The sequence below is a fragment of the Exiguobacterium sp. s129 genome, assembly GCF_018617585.1.
In the GTDB taxonomy this organism is placed as follows: domain Bacteria; phylum Bacillota; class Bacilli; order Exiguobacteriales; family Exiguobacteriaceae; genus Exiguobacterium; species Exiguobacterium aestuarii_A.
This window is the reverse complement of sequence record NZ_JACSKL010000003.1, coordinates 203,981-228,115: the sequence shown is the minus strand read 5'-3', so window position 1 is coordinate 228,115 and position 24,135 is coordinate 203,981. Positions and strand designations below refer to the sequence as shown.

22 protein-coding genes, 1 pseudogene and 1 riboswitch are annotated in these 24,135 nt (G+C 50.0%); of the genes and pseudogenes, 21 read left to right on the top strand and 2 right to left on the bottom strand.

Annotation, left to right across the window (positions count from 1 at the left end):
* Position 1 precedes the first annotated feature (1 nt).
* The 7 genes from carB to KNO92_RS05685 all read left to right on the top strand — a co-directional run bounded on the left by carB (position 2) and on the right by KNO92_RS05685 (position 7,988).
* On the top strand, positions 2 to 3,205 hold the full coding sequence (carB, locus tag KNO92_RS05715; RefSeq protein WP_214760413.1) for a carbamoyl-phosphate synthase large subunit: 3,204 nt from the start codon (positions 2 to 4) through the stop codon (positions 3,203 to 3,205).
* Complete coding sequence (locus tag KNO92_RS05710; RefSeq protein WP_214760411.1) at positions 3,202 to 3,921, top strand: dihydroorotate dehydrogenase electron transfer subunit; 720 nt, start codon at positions 3,202 to 3,204, stop codon at positions 3,919 to 3,921. The genes carB and KNO92_RS05710 overlap by 4 nt, the downstream gene beginning before the upstream one ends.
* On the top strand, positions 3,918 to 4,844 hold the full coding sequence (locus KNO92_RS05705) for a dihydroorotate dehydrogenase (protein ID WP_214760409.1): 927 nt from the start codon (positions 3,918 to 3,920) through the stop codon (positions 4,842 to 4,844). The genes KNO92_RS05710 and KNO92_RS05705 overlap by 4 nt, the downstream gene beginning before the upstream one ends.
* Entirely contained in the window at positions 4,819 to 5,523 is a 705-nt protein-coding gene (pyrF, locus tag KNO92_RS05700; protein ID WP_214691779.1) for an orotidine-5'-phosphate decarboxylase, read from the top strand. The genes KNO92_RS05705 and pyrF overlap by 26 nt, the downstream gene beginning before the upstream one ends.
* Positions 5,507 to 6,133 carry an orotate phosphoribosyltransferase gene (gene pyrE / locus KNO92_RS05695; protein ID WP_214760406.1) on the top strand — a complete coding sequence of 209 codons (627 nt, stop codon included), beginning with the start codon at positions 5,507 to 5,509 and terminating at the stop codon, positions 6,131 to 6,133. Before pyrF ends, pyrE begins: the two co-directional genes overlap by 17 nt.
* An 89-nt stretch (positions 6,134 to 6,222) precedes the next feature.
* On the top strand, positions 6,223 to 7,053 hold the full coding sequence (locus KNO92_RS05690) for a hypothetical protein (protein ID WP_214691781.1): 831 nt from the start codon (positions 6,223 to 6,225) through the stop codon (positions 7,051 to 7,053).
* Positions 7,050 to 7,988: an FUSC family protein gene (locus KNO92_RS05685; protein ID WP_214760403.1), complete on the top strand. Its 939-nt coding sequence runs from the start codon at positions 7,050 to 7,052 to the stop codon at positions 7,986 to 7,988. Before KNO92_RS05690 ends, KNO92_RS05685 begins: the two co-directional genes overlap by 4 nt.
* 52 nt (positions 7,989 to 8,040) lie before the next feature.
* Here KNO92_RS05685 and KNO92_RS05680 read toward each other — a convergent pair whose 3' ends face one another.
* Positions 8,041 to 9,732, bottom strand: coding sequence for an Rqc2 family fibronectin-binding protein (locus tag KNO92_RS05680; protein WP_214760401.1), 1,692 nt, complete (start codon positions 9,730 to 9,732; stop codon positions 8,041 to 8,043).
* 131 nt (positions 9,733 to 9,863) lie between these two features.
* Here KNO92_RS05680 and gmk point away from each other — a divergent pair, with 131 nt between their 5' ends.
* The 14 genes and pseudogenes from gmk to KNO92_RS05615 all read left to right on the top strand — a co-directional run bounded on the left by gmk (position 9,864) and on the right by KNO92_RS05615 (position 23,752).
* Positions 9,864 to 10,511: a guanylate kinase gene (gene gmk / locus KNO92_RS05675; protein ID WP_031421596.1), complete on the top strand. Its 648-nt coding sequence runs from the start codon at positions 9,864 to 9,866 to the stop codon at positions 10,509 to 10,511.
* Positions 10,511 to 10,720 carry a DNA-directed RNA polymerase subunit omega gene (gene rpoZ / locus KNO92_RS05670; RefSeq protein ID WP_015881337.1) on the top strand — a complete coding sequence of 70 codons (210 nt, stop codon included), beginning with the start codon at positions 10,511 to 10,513 and terminating at the stop codon, positions 10,718 to 10,720. Before gmk ends, rpoZ begins: the two co-directional genes overlap by 1 nt.
* 58 nt (positions 10,721 to 10,778) lie before the next feature.
* Positions 10,779 to 11,969: a bifunctional phosphopantothenoylcysteine decarboxylase/phosphopantothenate--cysteine ligase CoaBC gene (gene coaBC / locus KNO92_RS05665; RefSeq protein ID WP_214760399.1), complete on the top strand. Its 1,191-nt coding sequence runs from the start codon at positions 10,779 to 10,781 to the stop codon at positions 11,967 to 11,969.
* Positions 11,966 to 14,290: a primosomal protein N' gene (gene priA, locus KNO92_RS05660; RefSeq protein WP_214760398.1), complete on the top strand. Its 2,325-nt coding sequence runs from the start codon at positions 11,966 to 11,968 to the stop codon at positions 14,288 to 14,290. Before coaBC ends, priA begins: the two co-directional genes overlap by 4 nt.
* Positions 14,291 to 14,301: 11 nt before the next feature.
* Positions 14,302 to 14,739, top strand: a pseudogene (gene def, locus KNO92_RS14815) (peptide deformylase); the annotation flags it as partial.
* The gene (gene fmt, locus KNO92_RS05655; RefSeq protein WP_285800685.1) at positions 14,716 to 15,702 is read left to right on the top strand and encodes a methionyl-tRNA formyltransferase; all 987 of its coding nucleotides are present in this window, start codon (positions 14,716 to 14,718) and stop codon (positions 15,700 to 15,702) included. The pseudogene def and the gene fmt, both read left to right, overlap by 24 nt.
* Positions 15,689 to 17,020: a 16S rRNA (cytosine(967)-C(5))-methyltransferase RsmB gene (gene rsmB, locus KNO92_RS05650; RefSeq protein WP_214691787.1), complete on the top strand. Its 1,332-nt coding sequence runs from the start codon at positions 15,689 to 15,691 to the stop codon at positions 17,018 to 17,020. The genes fmt and rsmB overlap by 14 nt, the downstream gene beginning before the upstream one ends.
* 4 nt (positions 17,021 to 17,024) lie before the next feature.
* Positions 17,025 to 18,110, top strand: a complete 1,086-nt coding sequence (gene rlmN / locus KNO92_RS05645) for a dual-specificity RNA methyltransferase RlmN (protein WP_214691788.1) — start codon at positions 17,025 to 17,027, stop codon at positions 18,108 to 18,110.
* An 8-nt stretch (positions 18,111 to 18,118) separates the two neighbouring features.
* Positions 18,119 to 18,853 (top strand): Stp1/IreP family PP2C-type Ser/Thr phosphatase, encoded by a 735-nt coding sequence (locus KNO92_RS05640; protein ID WP_214691789.1) that lies wholly within the window; start codon positions 18,119 to 18,121, stop codon positions 18,851 to 18,853.
* A gap of 5 nt (positions 18,854 to 18,858) precedes the next feature.
* Positions 18,859 to 20,808, top strand: a complete 1,950-nt coding sequence (pknB, locus tag KNO92_RS05635) for a Stk1 family PASTA domain-containing Ser/Thr kinase (protein WP_214760394.1) — start codon at positions 18,859 to 18,861, stop codon at positions 20,806 to 20,808.
* Positions 20,809 to 20,850: 42 nt separating this feature from the next.
* Positions 20,851 to 21,738 carry a ribosome small subunit-dependent GTPase A gene (gene rsgA / locus KNO92_RS05630; RefSeq protein ID WP_214693954.1) on the top strand — a complete coding sequence of 296 codons (888 nt, stop codon included), beginning with the start codon at positions 20,851 to 20,853 and terminating at the stop codon, positions 21,736 to 21,738.
* Positions 21,739 to 21,741: 3 nt separating this feature from the next.
* Complete coding sequence (gene rpe / locus KNO92_RS05625; protein ID WP_214760392.1) at positions 21,742 to 22,398, top strand: ribulose-phosphate 3-epimerase; 657 nt, start codon at positions 21,742 to 21,744, stop codon at positions 22,396 to 22,398.
* Positions 22,399 to 22,418: 20 nt separating this feature from the next.
* Positions 22,419 to 22,519: riboswitch (TPP riboswitch) on the top strand.
* A 73-nt stretch (positions 22,520 to 22,592) separates the two neighbouring features.
* Positions 22,593 to 23,168, top strand: a complete 576-nt coding sequence (thiT, locus tag KNO92_RS05620) for an energy-coupled thiamine transporter ThiT (RefSeq protein ID WP_074034820.1) — start codon at positions 22,593 to 22,595, stop codon at positions 23,166 to 23,168.
* Entirely contained in the window at positions 23,165 to 23,752 is a 588-nt protein-coding gene (locus KNO92_RS05615) for a thiamine diphosphokinase (protein WP_214691792.1), read from the top strand. The genes thiT and KNO92_RS05615 overlap by 4 nt, the downstream gene beginning before the upstream one ends.
* Before the next feature lie 58 nt (positions 23,753 to 23,810).
* Here the strand turns inward: KNO92_RS05615 and rpmB are convergent, their stop codons facing one another.
* Complete coding sequence (gene rpmB, locus KNO92_RS05610; protein ID WP_015881349.1) at positions 23,811 to 23,999, bottom strand: 50S ribosomal protein L28; 189 nt, start codon at positions 23,997 to 23,999, stop codon at positions 23,811 to 23,813.
* Positions 24,000 to 24,135: the final 136 nt, after the last annotated feature.

Genomic DNA, 24,135 nt, shown 5'->3' with positions numbered 1-24,135 from the left:
CATGCCAAAACGACCAGATATTCAGAAAATCCTTGTGATCGGATCAGGACCGATTGTGATCGGACAAGCAGCAGAATTTGATTATGCTGGTACACAGGCATGTCTTGCCTTGAAAGAAGAAGGCTACGAGGTCATTCTCGTCAACTCGAACCCGGCGACGATCATGACGGACCCGACGACAGCGGATCGCGTGTATATCGAACCACTCGAACCCGAATTCGTCGAGCGGATCATCCGCCAAGAACGCCCCGATGCGCTACTCGCGACACTCGGAGGTCAGACGGGATTGAACTTGGCATTTGAACTCGATAAGCGGGGAGTATTACGTGATTGTGGGGTGGAATTACTCGGAACGAACCTAGCGGCCATTGTGCAAGCTGAAGACCGTGAACAGTTCCGAAACCTCATGTTCGAGCTCGGGCATGGCGTTCCTGAGAGTGAAATCGTCCATACGCTCGATTCTGCTTGGGGATTTGCGGAGCGTATCGGCTATCCGATCATCATTCGACCTGCTTACACGCTCGGCGGAACCGGTGGAGGGATTGCCCATGACCGTGAATCGTTCGAGCAAATCGTCGAGTCTGGTTTGAAGGCGAGTCCAGTGACGCAAGTGTTGCTAGAGAAGTCGATTGCCGGGATGAAAGAAGTTGAATTTGAGGTCATGCGTGACTCGAGCGACCAGGCCATCATCGTCTGTGCGATGGAAAACTTTGACCCGGTCGGTGTCCATACAGGAGACTCAATCGTATTCGCACCGACTCAGACGTTGTCGGACCGGGATTATCAGATGCTTCGTAGCGTCTCGCTCGACATCATCCGGGCACTTGGGATTGAAGGAGGATGTAACATCCAATTCGCACTCGACCCAGATAGCTTCACATACTATGTCATCGAAGTGAACCCGCGCGTCTCAAGAAGCTCGGCGCTCGCGTCAAAAGCGACAGGCTATCCGATCGCCAAACTCGCTGCAAAAGTCGCTGTTGGTTATAAGTTGTCAGAACTAAAAAACCCGGTCACCGAGACGAGTTACGCCTCATTTGAGCCGGCACTTGATTATGTCGTTGCCAAAATCCCTCGTTTCGCTTTCGATAAGTTTGAGTCCGCGGATCGCCGCTTAGGCACACAAATGAAAGCGACGGGTGAAGTCATGGCCATCGGTCGAAACTTAGAAGAGGCGCTTTTAAAAGCCGTGCGCTCGCTCGAACTTGGGATGGAGGAATTATACGTTCCGCAACTTGAGCAATTGAATACAGATCAGCTCGAGCACGGGCTCGTTCATCCGACAGACGAGCGGTTGTTCATGGTATATGAGGCTCTTCGCCGCGGATACACGGTAGAAGCGCTTCATCAATTGACGAAGATCGATCGTTTCTACTTACACAAACTGAACCATATTTGGCAGACCGAGCAACAGCTCGCATCGGAGCCATTGACGTCAGAGCGTTTGCTCGACGTGAAGCGACTCGGCTTCAGTGACGTCGCCATCGCCCGAATCCTTGAGACAGACGTTGAGACGATTCGTGCGCAACGTCACGGATGGAACATCCGCCCGGTGTATAAGATGGTCGATACGTGTGCGGCGGAATTCGCATCGGAGACGCCATATTTCTACGGAACCTATGAAGTGGAGAACGAAGCGGTGAAGACAGATCGCCAATCGATCCTCGTCCTCGGATCAGGCCCGATTCGAATCGGTCAAGGTGTCGAGTTTGACTATGCGACCGTTCATTCGATTCAGACGATTCGTGACGCCGGATATGAAGCCATCATCATCAACAACAACCCAGAGACGGTCTCGACAGACTTCTCCATCTCCGACCGCCTGTACTTCGAGCCGTTGACGACGGAAGATGTGTTAGAAGTCATCGATAACGAGAACCCGCTCGGCGTCATCGTTCAATTCGGTGGACAGACCGCCATCAACTTAGCGGCATCGCTCGAAGCGAACGGCGTAAAGATTCTTGGGACGTCATTAGAAGACATCGATCGCGCCGAAGATCGGAAAGCGTTCGAAGCTACCTTGTCGGCTGAACGATTGGCCCAACCACCAGGGAAGACGGCGACGAACGTCGAAGAGGCGGTTGCATGTGCGAATGAACTCGGTTATCCGGTACTCGTCCGACCATCTTACGTCCTCGGGGGACGGGCGATGGAGATTGTATATGAACAGTCAGAGCTCGAGCGTTACATGCGAAACGCCGTCATCGCCTCGAAAGATCGCCCAGTTCTCATCGACCGCTATTTAACGGGGATTGAGATTGAAGTCGACGCGATCTGTGACGGGACGGACGTCTATATCCCAGGCATCATGGAGCATATCGAACGTGCCGGTGTACACTCTGGTGACTCGATCGCAGTATATCCACCACAACGCCTCAGTGACGCGCTGAAGCAAAAAGTCGTCGACTACACAATCAAGTTGGCGAAAGCGTTCCGCATCAAAGGGCTTCTGAACATCCAGTTCGTCTATGCAGATGATTTGTATGTCATCGAAGTAAACCCGCGTGCGAGCCGAACGGTTCCGTTCATCTCAAAAGTGACAGGTTTACCGGTCGCACGAATTGCGACGCAAACAATTCTCGGAACGAGCTTGAAAGAACTTGGTCTTGGAACAGGCATCCATCCCGAGTCAGACAGCATCTCTGTCAAAGTGCCGGTCTTCTCTTTCGCGAAATTGAAAGAAGTCGATCCGTCGCTTGGACCTGAGATGAAATCGACAGGGGAAGTCATGGCAACAGACCGGACTCTTGAAAAGGCACTCTATAAAGGTCTTGTCGCAGCTGGAATGAACATCGCCTTAAAAGGAAACGTCCTCATGACAATCGCAGATCACGACAAGGATGAGGCGATTGCCTTAGCCAAACGATTTGACCGTCTCGGCTTCCGTCTCATGGCGACGAGCGGTACGGCAGATGGACTAGAAGCGGAGCAGATGCGCGTCCGTCGGGTCGGGAAGATTCAAGAATCAGGTGAGACGATGCTCAGCGTGATCGAGCGCGGGGAAGTCGACTTGATCATCAATACGACGAGTCGCGACGCACTCGTGACGAAAGACGGCTTCTTGATTCGTCGTACGGCCGCCGAGCAAGGCACAGTGTGCCTCACGTCGCTCGACACGGTCGAAGCGCTACTACAAGTCATTGAAAGCCTGTCGTTCCAAACGGTCAGCATTCCGGCATTCACGAAGTTCGGGGTGATGGTATGAGACGTGACGTAACCATCATCAGCAATCGCCAAATCGCAAAAGCGACGATGGAGATGAAAGTACGTTGTCCTGGGGTGGAAATCGCCCCAGGGACGTTCTTTCACATCAAGACGTCCGGTCTGTTACGTCGACCGTTGTCGGTGGCGAACGTTGAAGGAGAAGAAGTCACATTTATATATAAGGTAATCGGAGAAGGGACTACCGAGTTGGCAAACAAGCGTGTCGGGGACACACTTGACGTCCTTGGACCGCTCGGCAACGGGTTTCCGCTCGCACAACATGGGAAACGGGTCATCCTTGTCGGTGGTGGAATTGGGGTACCTCCCCTTTACTACGTCAGACGTCGTCTACATGAGATGGGGATTGAGACGATTGCGATACTTGGGTTTGATTCAAAAGAGAGCGTCTTTTATGAAGAAGCATTTCAAGAGCTCGGGGAAACGATCATCACGACCGTCGACGGGAGCCACGGGGAACGCGGATTTGTGACGGGACCACTCGCACGCATCGATGCGGACGTCTTATTCAGCTGTGGTCCGGAAGCGATGTTGAAGGCGGTCGCCGCTTCACCGATTCCGGAGCGTTACATCTCGATTGAAAATCGAATGGGTTGTGGCATTGGCGCTTGCTTTGCTTGCGTCTGCAAAGCGCCGGAAGGCTATGTGAAAGTATGTAGCGATGGTCCGGTATTCAATGCGGAAGAGGTGCTGTTATGAGATTACATGTCGAGTTACCAGGACTCCAGTTGAAAAATCCGATTATCCCGGCTTCTGGATGTTTCGGATTCGGGGAAGAGTTTGCCAAACTGTATGACCTCTCCATCTTAGGCGGCATCATGATCAAGGCAGCGACAGAAGAGTCACGATTCGGAAATGCGACGCCACGTGTCGCAGAGACGGCGCAAGGGATGCTCAATGCGATCGGCCTTCAAAATCCAGGGGTCGATGCAATCATCGAGGAGAAATTGCCGTTCCTCTCCACTTTCGATACAGAGATCATCGCCAACGTCGCCGGGTCGACGCCTGATGAATATGTGGAAGTCGCACGTCGTATCAGTGCGGACCCGACCATCAAAGCCATCGAGCTGAACATCTCATGTCCGAACGTGAAGTGTGGGGGCATGCAGTTTGGGACGGATCCTGTGATGGCTGCAGAATTGACGAGACTCGTCAAAGCGGCTTCAAGTAAGCCGGTCTATGTGAAGCTGTCCCCGAACGTCACGTCAATCACAGACATGGCGCGTGCAGTCGAAGCGGCTGGGGCGGACGGTTTGACGATGATCAATACGCTCGTCGGGATGCGAATCGATATCCAGACCGGGCAACCGATCTTGGCGAACCGAATCGGCGGATTATCAGGTCCAGCCATTAAACCGGTGGCGGTCCGGATGGTATATGAAGTCGCGCAAGCGGTCGACATCCCAATCATCGCCATGGGCGGCGTTCGGACGGTCGACGATGTTCTCGAATTCATCTATGCGGGAGCGTCCGCTGTTGCGGTCGGTACCGCAAATTTTGAAAATCCATATGTTTGTCAAGAAATCATCGAGGCATTACCGGCACGACTCGATTCACTTGGAATCAATCATATACTGGACGTGAGGGGGAAAGCATATGCACAACTTGTATCTCGCCCTTGACGTGGAGACACGCGATGAGGCGCTTCATTTATTAAAACCATTCCCGGGCCGACCTGCTGTCAAAGTAGGGATGGAACTGTTTTATCGGGAAGGTGGACGCTTTGTCGAAGAGTTGGTCGACCTCGGGTATCCGGTTTTTCTCGATGTGAAAGTACATGACATTCCAGAGACGGCACGTCGCACGATGCGTCAAATCGGAAAGCTTGGAGTCGCGATGACGAACGTGCATACGCTAGGCGGTGAAAAGATGATGCGCTATGCGTTGGATGGGCTTCGTCAAGAAAATGACACGACCCGTTTGATCGGTGTCACCCAATTGACATCCACGGATGAACGGATGATGCAGACGGAGCTCGGGATTCCGGGACGCCTCGACCAAGCTGTCATCCGTCAGGCATCGCTCGCTAAGCAGGCGGGACTTGATGGTGTCGTCGCATCTGTTCAGGAAGCGAAGATGATTCATCAGGAACTCGGTGACACGTTTATGACGGTCACACCTGGGATCCGACTCGGTCAAACCGATGACGACCAGGTACGTGTCGCGACGCCGCATGAAGCGAGACTCGCCGGTGTCCACGCGATCGTCGTCGGTCGCCCAATCACACGCGCAAATGATCCGTTAGCCATGTACGAACAATTTATGATGGAATGGGGACAATCATATGAAACAAATCGCTGAAGCCTTATTACAAATCAAAGCCGTCACATTATCACCGACGGAGCCATATACATGGTCGAGCGGGTTGAGAAGCCCAATCTATTGTGACAACCGGTTAACGCTCAGTTTTCCCGACATCCGTAACATAATCATCGATGGATTGGTGGATGCAGTCGGGACAACAGAAGTCGATGTCATCGCAGGAACGGCAACAGCCGGTATCCCACACGGCGCTTTACTTGCCGATCGTCTCGGTTTACCATTCATTTACGTCCGCTCGAGTGCGAAAGGACATGGGAAAGGGAATCAAATCGAGGGGAAACTCGATCGCGGGGCACGCGTGCTCGTCATCGAAGATTTGTTGTCGACGGGTATGTCGAGTATTGATGCAGCCCAAGCGATTCTTGAAGCGGGCGGTGAGGTCGTCGGCATTCAAGCCATCTTCTCTTACGGATTACCGATTTTAGAGAAGAATTTAGCGGATGCAAATCTCAGTGCTACTTCATTGACGACATTTCCTGAATTGGTCGAGGTCGCGGAATCGACAGGGAACTTAACCCAATCAGAGATTCACTCTCTTCGCGAGTGGCAACAAGACCCTCGCGCCTGGAGCGACCTCGTCACATCTTAAGAATCCACCTTCGGGCGGATTCTTTTTCGATTCGGCATATGTCATACTTCATGGTAAACTGATGAAAGTGAACCAAGAAGGAGAGGCATATGGCGTATTCAAGAAGCAAAGAAAAAACATGGAGCGCACGATTTCGGGCAATCCCGAAACATCGTAAAATCGCCTTCGGTCTCGTCTTGACGGTCATCCCAACGCTCTTTCTCGTGAATTTATTCGTATTCAGCCATTTGTTGGCGTTAGGGGACCAGTATGAAGATCGATACCAAATGAAGAAGTTACGACTCGAGACGTATCATGGGAATGTCGAGTTCGTGCGTAGTCCAAATGAAAAAGTACAGATCGAAGTGGTGCAGACCAATTCGAAAGAACGACGTATCAAAGTAAAATCGGTCGGCGATACCATCTATGTCGTCGAGCGGTATGGATGGTTCAGCTATTTCGGCAGTCGGGCAAGTGATGAACCGTCCCGCTATAAGCTTCGCGTTGCCTTACCGAGTTCGATGACCTCGGTCCATCTCGGTGCTGAACAAGTGACCGGGCAAGGGTTAAACGTGAAAACGATTGTGATGAATGCGAACACCGTCAATTTAAAGCAAATTGATAGTGATCGTCTGCGAATTGAGACGAAGAGTGATACGACAATCGAATCCGCACGTCTCGTAACAGGAGATATCCGTTCTTATCGTCATGCGACCATCACAGACGTCGTCGTGAACCAGGCGATGACGGTTCAAACGGAAGCAGGAACGCTTAGTTATGCGCCAAAACACGCGACAGGGCAAGTGAACGTGACGACGACTGGGAAAATTTCAAGTACCGACCGTTACAAAGAAGTCGAACCAGGTGTCTATCAGTTGTCGACATCGAATCGACCTGTCGTTGAGTTGATTTCTGAGACAGGGAAGGTCGAGCTGAAATGAATGGAAAACGCTACATCCCGAAAATCGGGCTTCGTACGTTAAAGACCGGGATTGCCGTATCAATCACCGTCGCAATCTCGTGGTATGTATTCGGAATTTATTCTGGAATGGGTGCAATCGCAGCAGTCGTGGCGATGCAACCGACCGTCAAGCGCTCGTCTAAAATCGTGTTCAGTCGTATCTTTGGAACGGTCGTCGGTCTCATGTGTGGACTATTCATCGTCTATTTGTTCGGCGTCAATCCCATTTCCATTGGTATAGCGGTCATCGTGTCGCTCACGCTCAATACGACATTCGATAAGACACACATGTCGACGTACGCGGCTTTCGCCATCGTCATGATGTTAGAAAACCCGACTTCGGATTTCTTCCATTATGCATGGACACGCTCATTGTTGACGGCGGTCGGTGTATTCGTCTCACTTGGTGTGAACTATGCGTTCTTGCCACCGCGGTATGAAGATCGTTTGTTGAGCGAGGTCAGGAAGACTTCATCTTATTTGTTCCACCATTGGCGTGAACTCGTCGGTTCACCGGCGGAACTGTTAGAGACGCGTGCCCGCATCCTTGGTCATCAGGAGCTGCATATGATGCTTCAAGAGGATATGAAAGTGACGAACGTGAAATTGAAGTATATGACAATCAAGCAGTATCGCTTGCTCATTCATCTCGAAGACAAGCTCGTCTTGTTGCTAGAAAGTCTAGCCGAGCATCGGGAAGCTTTCTTACTCATGAGCGAGGAAGAACGTCAGGCGTTCGAATCGGAGTTCTTATATTTACTCGCGCACCATCACGATATTCTCTATACGTGTGATAAACCGTATTCGCTCTTTAGGTTGCCGCACGAAGATTTATCCGTTTCAGAAATTTTACACGGGCATTTGCTCGATTATCATGAACAGCTCGAAGCATTTAAGCATGACCCGAAAGCGTAAATCAAGTTGTTTCCTTACTAAAAACCCGCCATCAGAACATGGCGGGTTTCGTTTATGACTGTTTCAGCGACTTCATCAATTGCTCATCCGGTGTCACGTAGACGGTCTGTTGATCCGTATAGATGACAAACCCGGGTTTGGCACCGCTTGGTTTTTTCACGTAACGGGCGCGTGTATAATCGACAGGCACGCCGCTCGATGCGCGTGCTTTCGAGAAGTAGGCAGCGACCGATGCGGCTTCAAGAAGCGTCGTCTCATCGGGTTCCGTGGAACGAATGATGACGTGAGAACCCGGGATGTCTTTGACGTGTAGCCAAATCTCGTCACGGCGTGCGAACTTGAACGTCAGATGGTCGTTTTGGGTATTGTTCTTCCCGACAAAGAATTCCATCCCCGTCGAAGACGTGTACGCTTCAAGCGAAATCTTTGGATTCGCTTTTTTCTTTTGACGTTTTTGACGGATGTATCCTTCTTCGGCGAGCTCTTCCCGAATCTCAAGCAGGTCAGAAGGTGAGGCGACATCGAGCTGGGCGGTGAGCGTCTCCAAATAGTCAATCTCCGCGTCGTTTAATTCGAGTTGTTTTTTCACTTCGACTTTAGCAACTTTTAATTTGTTGTACTTCTTATAGTACTGTTGCGCATTCTCGTTCGGTGTTTTAAGTGGGTCGAGCGGAATCGAGATGGTCGTACCCTCTTCATCGTAGTAATCGACGACTTCAGCGACACGCATCCCTTTTTCAAGCTGGAACAAGTACGTCGTCAACAACTCGCCAAACTTTTGTAACTCGTCCGCTCGTTCTGTCGCCTTTAAGTCCTCTAAGAGACGGCGACGCTTCAACAAGTTCTTCTCGAGTTCGGATTTCAAGAGACGCTCCACATCGTGGGCTTGTTGTCTGACGCGGTCACGGTTCGCTTTCTCATAGAAGAAACGGTCGAGCACTTCTTTACTCGATGCATATGTTTCCTCGGATACAATTTCTCCTGCCGTCAATACGATCGGGGCGAAACGTTCCTTTCCAGAAGCGAGTTGTTGGAACACATAAGGTCCTTCAAGCTGACGCAATACGTTTTCGAACGCTTGTTGAATCGATTCACGATTTGGCATCTTCGCGAGGTGCACGACTTCTTGAGCGATTTGAGGGCTGACCCCGGCGAACGTGGCGACGATCTGTTTGTCCAATTTACCGGCATTCCAGTCGATGCGCTTCAATCCTTCTGTCAAATCAGACAACGGGTCGAACTTATGTTGTTCTGGCGGGAGGAGGTATTCACTACCTGGCATGATTGTCCGATACGTGTTTTGCGAAGGCGGGAGGTGTTTAATCGCATCTAAAATTTTCCCGTCCTCTGTCGTTAAGACGACGTTCGAGTGACGTCCCATCAACTCGATGTATACTCTTTTCGATTCTTCATCACCGAGCTCGTTTCGAGAGCGGACGGAGATGACGATGACACGGTCACGGCCGATTTGTTCGACTGCCGTGATAAATCCGCCTTCTACATGTTTTCGTAACATCATGCAGAACATCGGCGGTTCTTGCGGATTTTTAATCGGTGTATCCGTCAATTGAAGACGGGCATACATCGCGTTTGCTGATATGAGTAGTTGCGCGTTCTGTCGGTTCGAACGAATTTGGAGCATCAAATCGAGAGAATACGGTTGATGTACTTTGTTGATTCGCCCTCCGACGAGCGATTGTAATTCTTGTACGACACGATATGTCATTAATCCATCATAAGCCAATGATCTCATCACCTTTGTTCATTTTCTGTCTCTACGTTATCAGAAAAACAGAAAATATGGTACGATGGAGTAGGAAATCCGAACTTCTTCTTGCCGGGACAATTGATTGACTGCTATTATAATTAAATGTGATGTTAGAAGATGGAGGGCTTGCAGTGAATTTTAAAGAACGAGGATTATTAATCGTTTTGTCTGGACCGAGCGGTGTCGGAAAAGGGACCGTTTGTCGTGCTCTTCGCGAGGAAGAGGACAATAACCTTCAATATTCGGTGTCGGCGACGACTCGAAAGCCACGTGAAGGGGAAGTCGAAGGAGTGCATTACTTCTTCAAATCGAGAGAAGAGTTCGAACGCATGATCGAACAAAAAGAATTGCTCGAACACGCCGAGTTCGTCGGCAACTATTACGGGACGCCTGTAGAGTGGGTGCGTGAAACGCTCGAAAGCGGCCAAGATGTCATTCTTGAAATTGAGGTGCAAGGGGCGTTCCAAGTGAAGGAACTTCTCCCGGAAGCCGTCTTTTTATTCTTGGCACCACCAAGTCTTCAAGAACTTCGCAATCGTCTAATCGGACGAGGCACGGAGTCTGAAGAAGTCATCAAGCAACGCCTGCTCGTCGCGCGTGAAGAAATCGAGTTGATGGACGCCTATGATTACGTCGTCACGAACGACGAGGTCGACAAAGCCATCGATCGGATTAAAGCGATCGTGACAGCTGAGCATTGTAAACGTGAACGTGTTGCGTCACTCTATAAAAAAGCCATGATGGAGGTCATTTAATGTTATACCCTTCGATTGATGCCTTACAACGTACTATCCCGTCAAAATATACGATCGTTACGGTCGCTGCGAAACGGGCGCGTCAGATTCAAGATGGAAAAGCACCGAAAGTCGCCGAGCCAAAATCATATAAGCCGGTCGGTCAAGCGTTAGAAGAACTATTTTCGGGTGATACGACAATCATCGTGAACGAAAAAAACAACGGATGAAGTGTGACCCAAGTCGTTTGCGACTTGGGTCTCATTGTCTATAAGGGGGAGTTTGGGAATGGTGAAGGATCGTACTATTTTGTTATGTGTGAGTGGTGGCATCGCCGCATACAAGGCGTGTGCGCTCACATCGAAATTGGTTCAAGCCGGAGCGAATGTTCGCGTCGCGATGACGAAGTCGGCAGAACAATTCGTGGGTCAAGCGACCTTCCAGGCGCTCAGTCGAAATCCGGTCTATACCGATGTGTTTGAAGAGCATGATCCGACAAAGATTGCACATATCGATGTCGTTGACTCAAGTGACTTGATCGTCGTCGCTCCTGCGACGGCCAATACGATCGCGAAATTAGCGAACGGGATTGCAGATGACTTCATCACGACGTCGATCCTTGCAGCGAAGTGCCCGGTGATCGTCTCACCGGCGATGAATGTGAATATGCTCGAACATCCTGCCACACAGCGGAATATCGAGACGTTAAAATCATACGGCTATCAGTTGATCGAACCAGGTGTCGGTAACTTGGCATGTGGCTGGATTGGCGGTGGACGTCTACCGGAACCAGAAGATTTGGTGCGCATCATCGAAAGCCAGTTCGTCCCGAAACTATACCTCGGAAAAGAAGTATTAATTACGGCTGGTCCGACGGTAGAACGCATCGACCCCGTCCGTTACTTATCCAACGACTCGTCAGGAAAAATGGGCGTTGCGCTCGCGGAAGTGGCACGTGATATGGGTGCCCGTGTCACCCTCGTCCACGGTCCGCTTCAAGTCCCTGTACCAGACGGTGTGACGGCCATTCCCGTCAAATCGAGCGAAGAGATGTTGCAGGAAGTGACAAGTCGTTTCGAATCACTCGACCTCGTCGTGAAGTCGGCGGCAGTCGCGGATTATCGTCCTAAAACAATCCATGCAGAGAAACATAAAAAAGTGCATGGTCCACTCACAATCGAACTCGAAGAAACGACAGACATTCTCAAGACACTCGGTGAACGAAAGACCCATCAAGTGTTAGTCGGCTTTGCTGCGGAGACGGAACGACTCGAAGAACATGCGGCAGCGAAACTGAAGAAAAAGAACGTCGATTTCCTCGTCGCAAACGATGTATCCGGTAGTGACGTCGGATTCGGTGCAGATGATAATGAGGCTGTCCTGTTCCACGCCGACGGGACGACGCTTCAACTTCCGAAACAGTCGAAAAAACAGTTGGCGTTCGAGTTGCTCACACACTTTAAGGAAGCGGTCCAATGATTGCCCACGTCCATGTTGATGCACCGGTGATCACGATTGATCGTCCCTTTGATTATGAAGTACCCGAACAGTTCGAATCCTTGATTGAGCCAGGGATGCGTGTCTCCGTTCCATTCGGTTCACGCCGTCTGTTAGGAATCGTCGTCGGCACATCGGACGGGACGAGAGATGGATTGAAGCCGCTCGAAGCCTTATTAGATGAAGAATCTTCACTCACGGATGAGCTGCTCGACTTGTCCATCCATGTGAAGGAGACGACGCTATGCTTCCGTTCTTCTGCACTCCTTGCGATGCTACCAGCAGCGCTAAAAGTTAGTTACGACAAAGAAATTAAAGAGGGGCATGTGCCTGAAGGTGTTCGTCTCGGGACACATTTATCGGAATATCCGAAAGACATTCAATCGGTCATTCTCGGACTTGCTAAAAAAGGGGAGCTTACCCTCGCTCCCGTTCTAAAAGAAAAGAAAACAGTCAAAACAGACATCGTCGTCGAACTGCTCGATCCAACAGTCGTCTCGAAACGTGCGAAAAAACAACTAGAAGCGATTCAAGCGTTAGAAGAGACGCCACGTATGTATTGGTCGGCATTACGCCAAATCGGAGTGACTCGTCCGCAACTTCAAAAGCTCGAAGATCTCGGTGCGGTGCGGTTGACCGAAGTGGAATTGAATCGTGACCCGTACGCGACGATTGAACAAGTACAGGAATCGGTGCAGTTAAACGATAGTCAGGCGAACGCGGTCCAGGCGATTCATGAGGCGGATGCAGGCGAGACGTTACTTGTACATGGTGTGACGGGGAGCGGAAAGACCGAAGTGTATTTAGAATCGATTGGGCAAGTCATCGATGAAGGCAAGCAGGCTATCTTGCTCGTACCGGAAATCAGTTTGACGCCGATGATGGTAAAACGTTTTAAACGTCGCTTTGGTGAACGCGTCGCAGTCTTACACAGTGCCCTTTCCAAAGGAGAGAAGTATGATGAGTGGCGTAAAATCAAGCGGAAGGAAGTCGACGTCGTCGTCGGTGCTCGTTCGGCCATTTTTGCGCCGCTCGACCGTCTCGGTCTCATCATCTTAGATGAAGAGCATGAGACGACGTATAAACAAGAAGAGAACCCGCGCTATCATGCGCGCGATGTCGCTATCTGGCGGGCCCGCTATCATGGGTGTCCCGTCGTGTTGGGGAGTGCGACACCTTCGCTCGAGTCATACGCCCGGGCGCAAAAGGGTGTGTATCGCTACTTACACTTGAAAGAGCGGTACGGTGGAGAGATGCCACCGGTCCACATTATCGATATGCGCCGTGAACTGGCAAAAGGCAATACGACGATGTTCTCAGAGGAATTGTTTAATGGGATCCTCGACCGGATCGAGAAAAAAGAGCAATGTGTCATTCTGTTGAATCGCCGTGGGTTTACGACCTTTGTCATGTGCCGGGACTGCGGGGAAGGAATGACCTGTCCGCATTGTGCCGTCAACTTAACGTATCATCAATATGGTGATCGATTGAAGTGTCATTATTGTGGCTACGAAGTCGGGATGCCGTCGACGTGTCCATCGTGTAACAGTAAGAAAATCAAGCAGTTCGGATCAGGCACTCAGAAGATCGAGACAGAGTTGTTGAACCGAATTCCGGAGGCGCGCATTATCCGAATGGACCAAGATACGACGTCGCGGAAAGGTTCACATGAACAACTGTTGCGACGCTTCGAGGAAGGAGAGGCCGACATTTTACTTGGCACCCAAATGATTGCCAAAGGGCTCGACTTCCCAAACGTCACACTCGTCGGAGTACTCGCGGCAGATGCGACGCTCGGGATGCCTGATTTCCGTGCGACCGAGCGGACGTTCCAACTTGTCACTCAAGTGGCAGGGAGAGCCGGTCGTGGAAAACTTCCAGGTGAGGCGTTCGTCCAAACGTACAATCCGGACCATTATGTCATCGAGACAGCGAGTGAACACGACTATGAGACGTTCTTCGCAAAAGAGATGGGTCTTCGTCAAGTCGGGAACCATCCGCCGTATTGGTTTTTGACGCTCGTCACGTTCTCGGCAGAAAACCCGCTCGTCGCCAAGGCGGAGGCGGAACTGTTCGCGTCAGACTTTTTACAGGCACAAGTGGAGAACAGCCGCTTGAACGGTCCGATGCCTGCCCCGTTATCAAAATTAAAGAATGCGTATCGTTATCAGGTGTTCATTAAAACGAAACAACCTGAAACGCTCTACGCGGAGTTAGCTCGTCTTCAACAAGCAAGAGCGAAAGCGATTAGTAAGAAAGAATATCAAATGAGTATCGATGTGAACCCATACGTATTCATGTGAGGTGGAGAGACATGTATAAAGTAGTAGAAGTACCGAACGATATATTACGCGTAACATGCGAACCGGTAACGAAGTTCGATAAAAAATTGCGTCAAACGGTCGACCGATTGTTTGATACGATGTATGAGTATGACGGAGTCGGTGTTGCGGCACCACAGGTCAACTTGAATCAACGACTCGCAGTCGTCCATACCGATGATGAGACGGGTCCTCTCGTCTTGATCAATCCTGAAATCATCGAGACGTCAGGACGTGAGGTCGGACTCGAAGGATGTTTGAGCATCCCGGGCGAATTTGGATTCGTGGAACGTCATGAGTCGATTGTCGTCAAAAATCAGGACTTGAAAGGGCGCACGCATACGATTCAAGCGAGCGGCTTCTTCGCCCGGGCGATTCAGCATGAGATGGATCATTTAGATGGCGTCTTGTTCACTGATAAGCTCGCGGTTCCAAACCCTGGAAAAGACAAACGGATCGTCTTCATGGGAACTCCGACATTTGCGGTATCTGTACTTGAGCGACTGCTCGAAGAAGGATACAATGTCGTAGGTGTCGTCTCGCAACCGGACAAACCGGTCGGGCGAAAACGTGAACTGAAACCAACGCCTGTGAAAGAGTGTGCACTCCGTCACGGCATTCCTGTCTTGCAACCTGAGAAAGTTCGCACGGATTATGAAGATATTTTAGCGTTACGTCCGGACCTCATCGTCACGGCAGCGTATGGTCAAATCGTGCCGACCGCATTACTCGAGGCACCGTCTCACGGAGCAATCAATGTCCATGCCTCGCTACTTCCGAAATATCGTGGAGGTGCCCCGATCCATCAAGCCATCATCGATGGTGAGTCGGAAACAGGTGTGACAATCATGTATATGGTCGACAAATTGGACGCAGGTGACATGATTGCCAATACGATTGTTCCGATTGAAGAAATGGATACGGTCGGCACGTTATTTGATAAACTGGCTGTAGCAGGAAGCGATCTTCTCATCCGTACACTTCCAGCTTTCTTAGAAGGATGGATTGAAGCGGTCCCTCAAGATGAGCGGGATGTGACGTTTGCACCGAACATTAGCCGTGAGCGCGAACAAATCGACTGGAGTATGGGTGGGGAAGCCATCTATAATCACATTCGCGGGATGAATCCATTCCCGACTGCCTATTCGACGCTTGAAGGTGAACGCGTGAAACTGTTCATGGGAGAGAAGACGACGGGTACAGGACAACCTGGAGAAGTCGTTCGACTTGAAGAGGACGGATTCGTCGTGGCAACTGGGAACAGCGTTGCCATCAAAGTGACGGACTTACAACCAGCAGGGAAAAAACGAATGGATGGTGCGACCTTCATGCGTGGAGCTGGACAGAAGTTGCGTGTTGGTGACCGATTAGGAGGAACTCATGAACGTACGTGAAGCAGCGCTTGATACGCTGATAAAAATTGAACAAGGCGGCGCATATTCAACGATTGCCGTCAATGACGCATTAAAACAAAAGAAAGTCGCCCCAAAAGATGTCGGTCTGTATACCGAACTCGTTTACGGGACACTCAGTCGGAAAGGGACGTTGGATTACATCTTAAACGATCGAATCCGTTCGCCGAAGAAGCTCGATAAGTTCGTCCTTCCGCTTCTTCGGATGAGTGTATATCAACTTTTTTACCTCGATAAGGTGCCAGATCGTGCCGTCTTACACGAAGCGGTCGAAATCGCGAAAAAACGAGGACACCATCTCGGAACGAGTAAATTCGTGAACGGGGTGTTACGTAACGTTCTCCGTGAAGGGTTCCCTGACTTTAGCGAGTTGACAGATGCGGAGAGAATCTCAATCGAGCATAGTCATCCGAAATGGCTCGTTTCTGATTGGATTGACCTATATGGGGTGGAAACGGCAGAAGCTATCTGTCAATTGAACAATGAGCCAGCTCCTGTCACGGTTCGCGTCAACCGCAAACGCGCGTCTGTCGACGACATGATGAACCGGTTGGCCGACTTAGGAGTCTTGACGTCACGCTCTGAACTATCAAGCGACGGACTCGTCGTCGAATCGGGCAACGTCCATTCGACCCCTTTCATCGAGGAAGGTCTCTTATCGATTCAAGATGAGAGCTCGATGCTTGTCGCAGATGCCCTCGGTGTATCGAAAGATGATCAGATTTTAGACGCATGTGCCGCCCCTGGTGGGAAAGCAATGCACACGGCAGAACGGATGGAGAACGGATCGCTCACAGCGCTCGATTTACATCCACACAAAGCGAAATTGATCGACCAGCAAGCCAAACGTCTTCACATCAATGGAGTGACCGCACTTGCCCTTGATGCTCGTCTGGCAGGTGAACGGTTTGAAAAAGAGAGCTTTGACCGTATTCTTCTAGATGTTCCTTGTTCGGGTCTTGGTGTCATTCGTCGGAAGCCAGATATCAAATGGACGAAAGACAAAGCCCAGTTAGAAAACTTACCGAAGATTCAACGACAAATCATTGATGCCGTATTGCCACTGCTCAAACCAGGTGGTACGCTTGTTTACTCGACATGTACGATTGATCCGTCCGAGAACGAGACGCAGGCTGACTATGTATTGTCAAAAGGATTGGTGTGGGACGAGACGTTAAAAGAACGTCTCCCGCAATCTGTTCGTCCGATCATGACATCGGACCGTGCTGAATTAAAACTATTACCGACGACATTCGGGACCGACGGCTTCTATATCGCCGCATTTAAGAAAGAGGTATAAAACAATGAATCCAAAAGCAGTAGAAAAGAATCCACTTTTAGGCGCAAAACCGTCACTTTATTCGTTGACGTTCCCTGAACTTGAGGCGTGGGTCGTGGAAGCAGGAGAAAAATCATTCCGTGCGAAACAATTATATGATTGGATGTACGTCAAACGTGTCACGTCATTCGACGATATGACGAACGTTCCAAAAGCACTTCGTGACCAATTACAAGAGTCGTTCCAACTGACAACGTTGAAAGAATTGGTCAAACAAGAATCGCAAGACGGTACGATCAAATTCTTGTTCGAACTTCAAGATGGCTATTCAATTGAAACGGTTCTCATGCGTCACGAGTACGGGAACTCCATTTGTGTCACGACACAAGTCGGTTGCCGAATCGGCTGTACGTTCTGTGCCTCAACACTCGGTGGGTTGAAACGTAACTTAGAAGCTGGTGAAATCACGGCACAAGTTCTTGATGTACAGCGCGCCCTAGATGCGACAGGCGAACGTGTTGACTCGATCGTCGTCATGGGAATCGGTGAACCGTTTGATAACTATGATGAGTTGATGCGCTTCTTACGTACGGTCAACCATGATAACGGCCTTAACATTGGTGCCCGTCATATCACGGTATCAACGAGCGGAATCGTTCCAAAAATTTATAAGTTTGCTGATGAAGGTATGCGCATCAACTTCGCCATCTCTCTTCATGCGGCTTCGACAGAACTACGTACACGTCTCATGCCAATCAACCGTGCGTTTGACTTGAACAAATTGATGGATGCCGTCCGTTACTATACGGAGAAGAGCGGTCGTCGCATCACGTTCGAATACGGATTGTTTGGTGGCGTCAACGATACGGAAGACCATGCCCACGAATTGGCTGACTTGTTGAAAGGCATCAAATGTCACGTCAACTTGATCCCAGTCAACCACGTATTGGAACGCGACTACGTACGCACACCGAGAGCTCAGATCTTTGCCTTCGAAAAAGTGCTCAAAGACCGCAATGTGAACGTGACGATTCGTCGCGAACAAGGTTCGGATATCGATGCTGCTTGTGGGCAACTTCGAGCGAAGGAGCGCGAACAAGAAACGAGGTAATCAGAAAGATGGAATTAGCATTTCGAACAGATCGTGGACAAGTACGCACACAAAATGAAGATGCAGTTTTAATCTTAGGCGATGCCTTCTCAGGAATTGCGCTCGTTGCCGACGGGATGGGTGGACATGCAGCGGGAGAGGTCGCGAGTCAAATCGTGATTGAAGAGTTTCGGCGGGCTTTCCCGTCTCTCCCGTCGACACCTGTCGACATTGAACAATGGTTCCGCCATCACATTCATTTGGCGAATGAACAAGTGCTGCAGTTTGCGAAACAGTCGAATCTCGTCATGATGGGAACGACTGTGGCGGCCGTTTGTTGGAACGGAGAGACGGTTGTCATCGTTCATATCGGCGATAGTCGTGTCTATGCTCTGCAAGCGAACGAATTAAGACGTCTTACAGAAGACCATTCTTACGTCAACGTGCTCAAACAGCTCGGTGAATTGACGGAAGAAGAGATGCGCGTTCATCCGAAACGAAATGTCATCACCCGAGCGATCGGTTCAAGCGAACAAGTCGAGCCTGACGTACAAGTGCTCGCTGACCCTGAGTTTGATGTGATTTTAATTTGTACGGATGGATTGACGACACATTTGACCGATGGGGCGATTCAACACGTTTTACAACAAGCTGTATCGGCTGAACAAAAAGCAGATCAACTGATTGCGGAAGCCAACCAATTGGGAGGGAGCGACAACATCACGGTCGCCCTCGTTCAATTCACAGATAGAAAGAGAGGATGAATCCGATGCGAAGCGGAGAACGAATCAACGATCGTTATCGGATCGAACAACAAATCGGCAGCGGAGGCATGGCAAATGTCTACCGGGCTCATGACGAGATTTTAAACCGAACCGTCGCCATCAAGGTGTTGCGATCTGAATTCTCACATAACGAACAATTTATACGTCGGTTCGAGCGAGAAGCCCATGCGGCTACGAGTCTGAACCATCCGAATATCGTCGCCATCTACGACGTCGGCGATGAAGATGATCTATACTATATCGTCATGGAGCACGTCGATGGCGTGACGTTAAAACAATATTTGCAGGAAGAATACATATCTGTCGATGAGGCGTTGCGCATCATGGGGCAGATTTGTGATGCGATTGATCACGCCCATGCAAACCGAATCATTCACCGGGATATCAAGCCACAGAATATGATGATCGATCAGCATGGAAACGTGAAGGTGACCGATTTTGGGATTGCTGTCGCGATGTCGAATGCGACGTTGACGCATACGATGTCCGTCCTTGGTTCTGTCCATTACTTCTCACCCGAGCAAGCTCGTGGGAAATTTGCGGATGAAAAATCGGACATTTACTCGCTCGGTGCGGTTCTTTATGAATTGTTGACGGGTCGTGTACCGTTCATCGGCGAGACGCCGGTCGCGGTCGCCCTTCAACATTTGCAAGATGACCCGATTCGACCGATGGATTTAAATCCGAATGTTCCACAAGCGCTTGAGAACTGTGTCATGCAAGCCTTGTCAAAATCACCGGGAGCCCGACATGCATCGGTCGCAGCCTTTAAAAAAGATTGTATGACCGCGTTGAGCCGTGAACGTGCCAATGAACCGAGACGACTCTCGGCAAATCATAACGAGTTCGACCAGACGCTCGTCATGGCACCGGTCATGCCGGAAGAAAAACAAGATGTGCCGGTGACACCACCACCGGTCACGCCACCAAAAGAACAGGAACCGGAAGAGGTTCCTGTGAAAAAGAAGAAACGTAAATGGTGGATTTGGATTTTACTCATCGTTCTATTGATCGGTGGAAGCATTGCCGCTTACGTGGTCGCCGATGAGATGTCTCGTTCCGTCGTGCCGGATGTCGTCGGCATGAGTATCGGGGATGCGACGACAGAACTTGAAGCTTCCGGGTTTGTCGTCGAAGTGACAGAACGGGCGAGCGATGATATTGCGGAGGGTGAAGTCATTTCGCAAAACCCGCAAGAAGGACGTAAACCGAAACGCGGAACGACCGTGACGATTGTCGTATCGGCTGGAAAAGAGACGGTCGAAATGCCGAACGTAGAAGGTCTTTCGCAAACTGCTGCGGAACGTATGTTGAAAGACTTAGCATTCAGCGACCTTGAAATTAAAACAGAAGCTTCCGAAACGGTGAATAGCGGAGACGTGATTTCCCAATCGATCGATCCAGGTGAAGAGGTCGTTCCTTCAGAGGTGACGGTCACACTCGTCGTGTCGACAGGAAGCAACAAAGTGGAACTATCGAACCTTGCTGGGTACACGTTCGACGAAGCATCTATTTATGCTGAACAGAACAAACTGAAAATCGTGAAGCGGGATGAATTTTCGACAAGTGTTCCTAAAGGTCAAATCATCCGTCAACTTCCGACAGCCGGGACAGCAGTCGACCCGGGAACGGAACTCACGGTCATCGTATCGGAAGGCGTTGAACCGACCGATATTTCGATTGAACGTGAAGTGACTGTGGAAGTCGAACAACCGGACAAAGACAAGAAACCGAAGACGGTCGAAGTCGTGATTCGTACGGTTGACGCACGTGGTGAGATTGAGGTGCTTCGTGATCAAATCACAGAGACGACAACGTATTCGTATACACTCGTCATTGCCCCTGACGAAGTTGGGACGGCGACGATTGAAGTCGATGGTGAGATTGTTCGAACAGATTCAGTCACATATGCGCAAGCTGAAGAGGCACAATAAAGAGGTGACGGTGTCGTCACCTCTTTTTTAAAGGAGGTAGTCATAATGAAAGGAACAATCATTCGCCTTCAAGGCGGGTTTTACGATGTGATGACCGAGACGAATCAAGAGATTCGTTGTCGGGCCAGAGGGAACTTTCGAAAACGCAACATCTCACCGGTCGTTGGCGACGATGTAGTGATTCAAGATCAAGAAGATGGGACCGGCTATATTTTAGAGGTGGAAGAGCGTCAAAACCACCTCGTTCGCCCGCCGATTGCTAATATCGATCAGGCGTTCCTCCTCTTTTCAGTAAAAGAACCGGCGTTTTCATATCATTTACTCGATCGTTTCCTCGTCCTCATCGAGTCAAAGCAAATTCATCCGATCATCGTCTTGACGAAAATGGACTTGCTCGATGAACATGAAGTCGAGCCGATACAAGAAGCGATTGCACGTTATCGCGCCATCGGGTATGACGTGATTGAGACATCGACGGAGCATGCTCACGGAGTGGATGAAGTGCGCGGTCTTTTCAAAGAGAAGACGAGTGTCTTCGCCGGTCAGACCGGTGTCGGAAAAAGTTCGTTACTTAACGCCGTCGCGCCAGAGCTCGAGTTGGCGACAGGGGAAATCTCTAAATCACTCGGTCGAGGAAAGCATACGACGCGTCACGTGACGTTGATTCAATTAGCGGATGGTCTTGTTGCCGACACACCTGGATTTTCAAGCTTGGAGTTTCCTCAGGAACTTGAGGCAGATGAACTCAGATGGTGCTTCCCTGATTTCGTCGAACGCCATGACGATTGTAAGTTCCGCGGATGTGCTCACCTCAATGAACCGGGATGTGCCATCAAACAAGCCGTTGAAAATGGTGAAATCGCTTCAACAAGGTACGAGAATTATGTTACCTTTATGGAGGAGTTAAACGATCGAAAACGGAGGTATTGACAGATGATTAAAATTGCACCATCTATTTTAGCGGCCGACTTTGCCAATTTGGAGGCGGAAGTGAAAGCCGTCCAAGAAGCGGGAGCGGACTATATCCATTTTGACGTCATGGACGGACAGTTCGTGCCGAACATTTCGATTGGTCTACCGGTCCTCGCAAGCTTGCGTAAAAAATCAGACATGGTCCTCGATGTGCATTTGATGATTGATCAACCGGAACGCTATGTCGAAGACTTCGTGAAAGCGGGTGCGGACATCGTGACCGTTCACGTGGAAGCGACGAACCATTTGCATCGCGTTTTGCAACAAATCAAAGCGGCTGGCGCAAAATGTGGAGTTGTCTTGAACCCGCATACACCGCTCTCGACGATTGAGCACGTGCTTGCGGACGTCGACATGGTATTGCTCATGACCGTCAACCCAGGGTTCGGGGGACAAGCCTTCATCGAATCGGTCGTACCGAAAATTTCAGCACTCAGCCAACTTCGCCAAGACCGTCAGCTTGATTTTGAGATTGAAATCGATGGTGGTGTCAACGCAGAAACGGCAAAACGTTGCATCGATGCAGGCGCTGATGTCCTTGTTGCGGGATCAGCCATCTACAATCAACCAGATTATAAAGCAGCCATCGATAGCATTCGTGGCGCATCTCGTGTATAATCAACGATAGAACAACAAGATAGAGTCGCAAGGGGTGTCACATCATGTGGCTGAGAGGCATACGCTAACCCTTTGAACCTGTTCCGTTCACACGGACGTAGGGATGTGGCGAAAATGCACGTTGCGAATCCAAGCAGCATGGCGTTTACGTCATGCTGCTTTTTGTCGTTCAACCAAATAAAGGAGGAAGAAAGATGAAATCACGTTTCAAATTACAAGCGCTCATTGAAATTTCATTGTTTGCGGCGCTCGGGCTCATTTTTGATTTGCTCATTCCATATCGCTTGCCACAAGGAGGGTCAATCAGTTTAGCGATGCTCCCAATCTTTGTGATGGCATTCCGTCACGGACTAAAAGGTGGTCTCGCGACAGGTGCCCTCGTCGGGACACTTCAACTCTTGTTCGGTGCTTATATTTTCACGCCTGTACAATTCCTGCTCGACTATACGGTCGCTTATGGTCTCGTCGGAATGGCCGGAGTGTTCGCGGGGCGTGTGAAGCAAGCTGCGAGCAACGGGGCGACGAAGACGCTTGCCACATATTTAGTACTCGGGGCGCTCCTTGGTTCGATGTTACGATACGCGGCGCACGTCATCTCGGGAATTGTCTTCTTTGCTGAATATGCAGAAGGTCCGGTCGTCGCCTATTCACTCGGCTACAATGCTACGTATATGGCACCATCCTTTGTCATCTCAGCCATCGTGTTAGTGCTCCTCTTCACGACAGCACCACGTTTCACGCGTGTGGCGACACGGGATCTCCGTCAATGAATATATTGATCGTCGCGGCGAGTCCGGAACCCATTCCGGACTTACCGCGTGATGCCGATTTTGTCATCGGTGTCGATGGTGGATATCAAAGATTATTAGATGAAGAGATCATGCCAGACGTCGTGGTCGGGGACTTTGATTCGTTTAAAGGACTACCGCCTGAGGAGGCGCTACGCTATCCTTCGGAGAAAGACGTGACGGACTTAGAGATTGCACTAGCGTTCGCGAGAGAACGCGGGGCGACACGGATGGATGTATATGGTGGCTTAGGCGGACGCATCGATATGACGTTTGCGAACGTCGGCTTACTTGAAGCGTATCCGGAGATGGTTCTTCACGGAGAAGGTCAAACGGTTTATCTCGTGAGAACAGGTAGCGAGGTCATTATGAAGCGAGACGGGCACTATCTTTCCTTCATGCCTTGGAAGACGGCCACGATCTCGATTGAAGGTGTCAAATATCCACTCGACCATCATGAGGTCAAGAGTGGGGAGGCGTTGACGATTTCGAATGAATGGACCGAAGCGTCTGCCCGATTGACGGTCCATCAAGGAATGGTTCTCGTCATGATCATCAAAAAATAAGCAAAAAAAAAATCCCATCGGCGAATGCCGCTGGGATTTATTCGTTCGTGTATAAGTATTATACGCGTTCAACGAGACCTGATTTAAGTGCGCGAGCTGAAACCCAAACGCGTTTCGGTTTACCGTCAACGAGAATACGAACTTTTTGTACGTTTACACCCCAAGTACGTTTTGTCTTGTTGAGTGCGTGCGAACGGTTGTTACCTGATTTAGGTGATTTACCTGTTACGTAGCATTTACGTGCCATGCGTTTCCCCTCCTTTTTTATGTGGGTTCGTCCTAATAGACACTCGTTTATATTAGCACGGCTTTTTTCCCGATGCAACTAGAAAATCGTACCATGACAAGAAAAAAACTTGACATTACTCTCAAGGATTTGAATA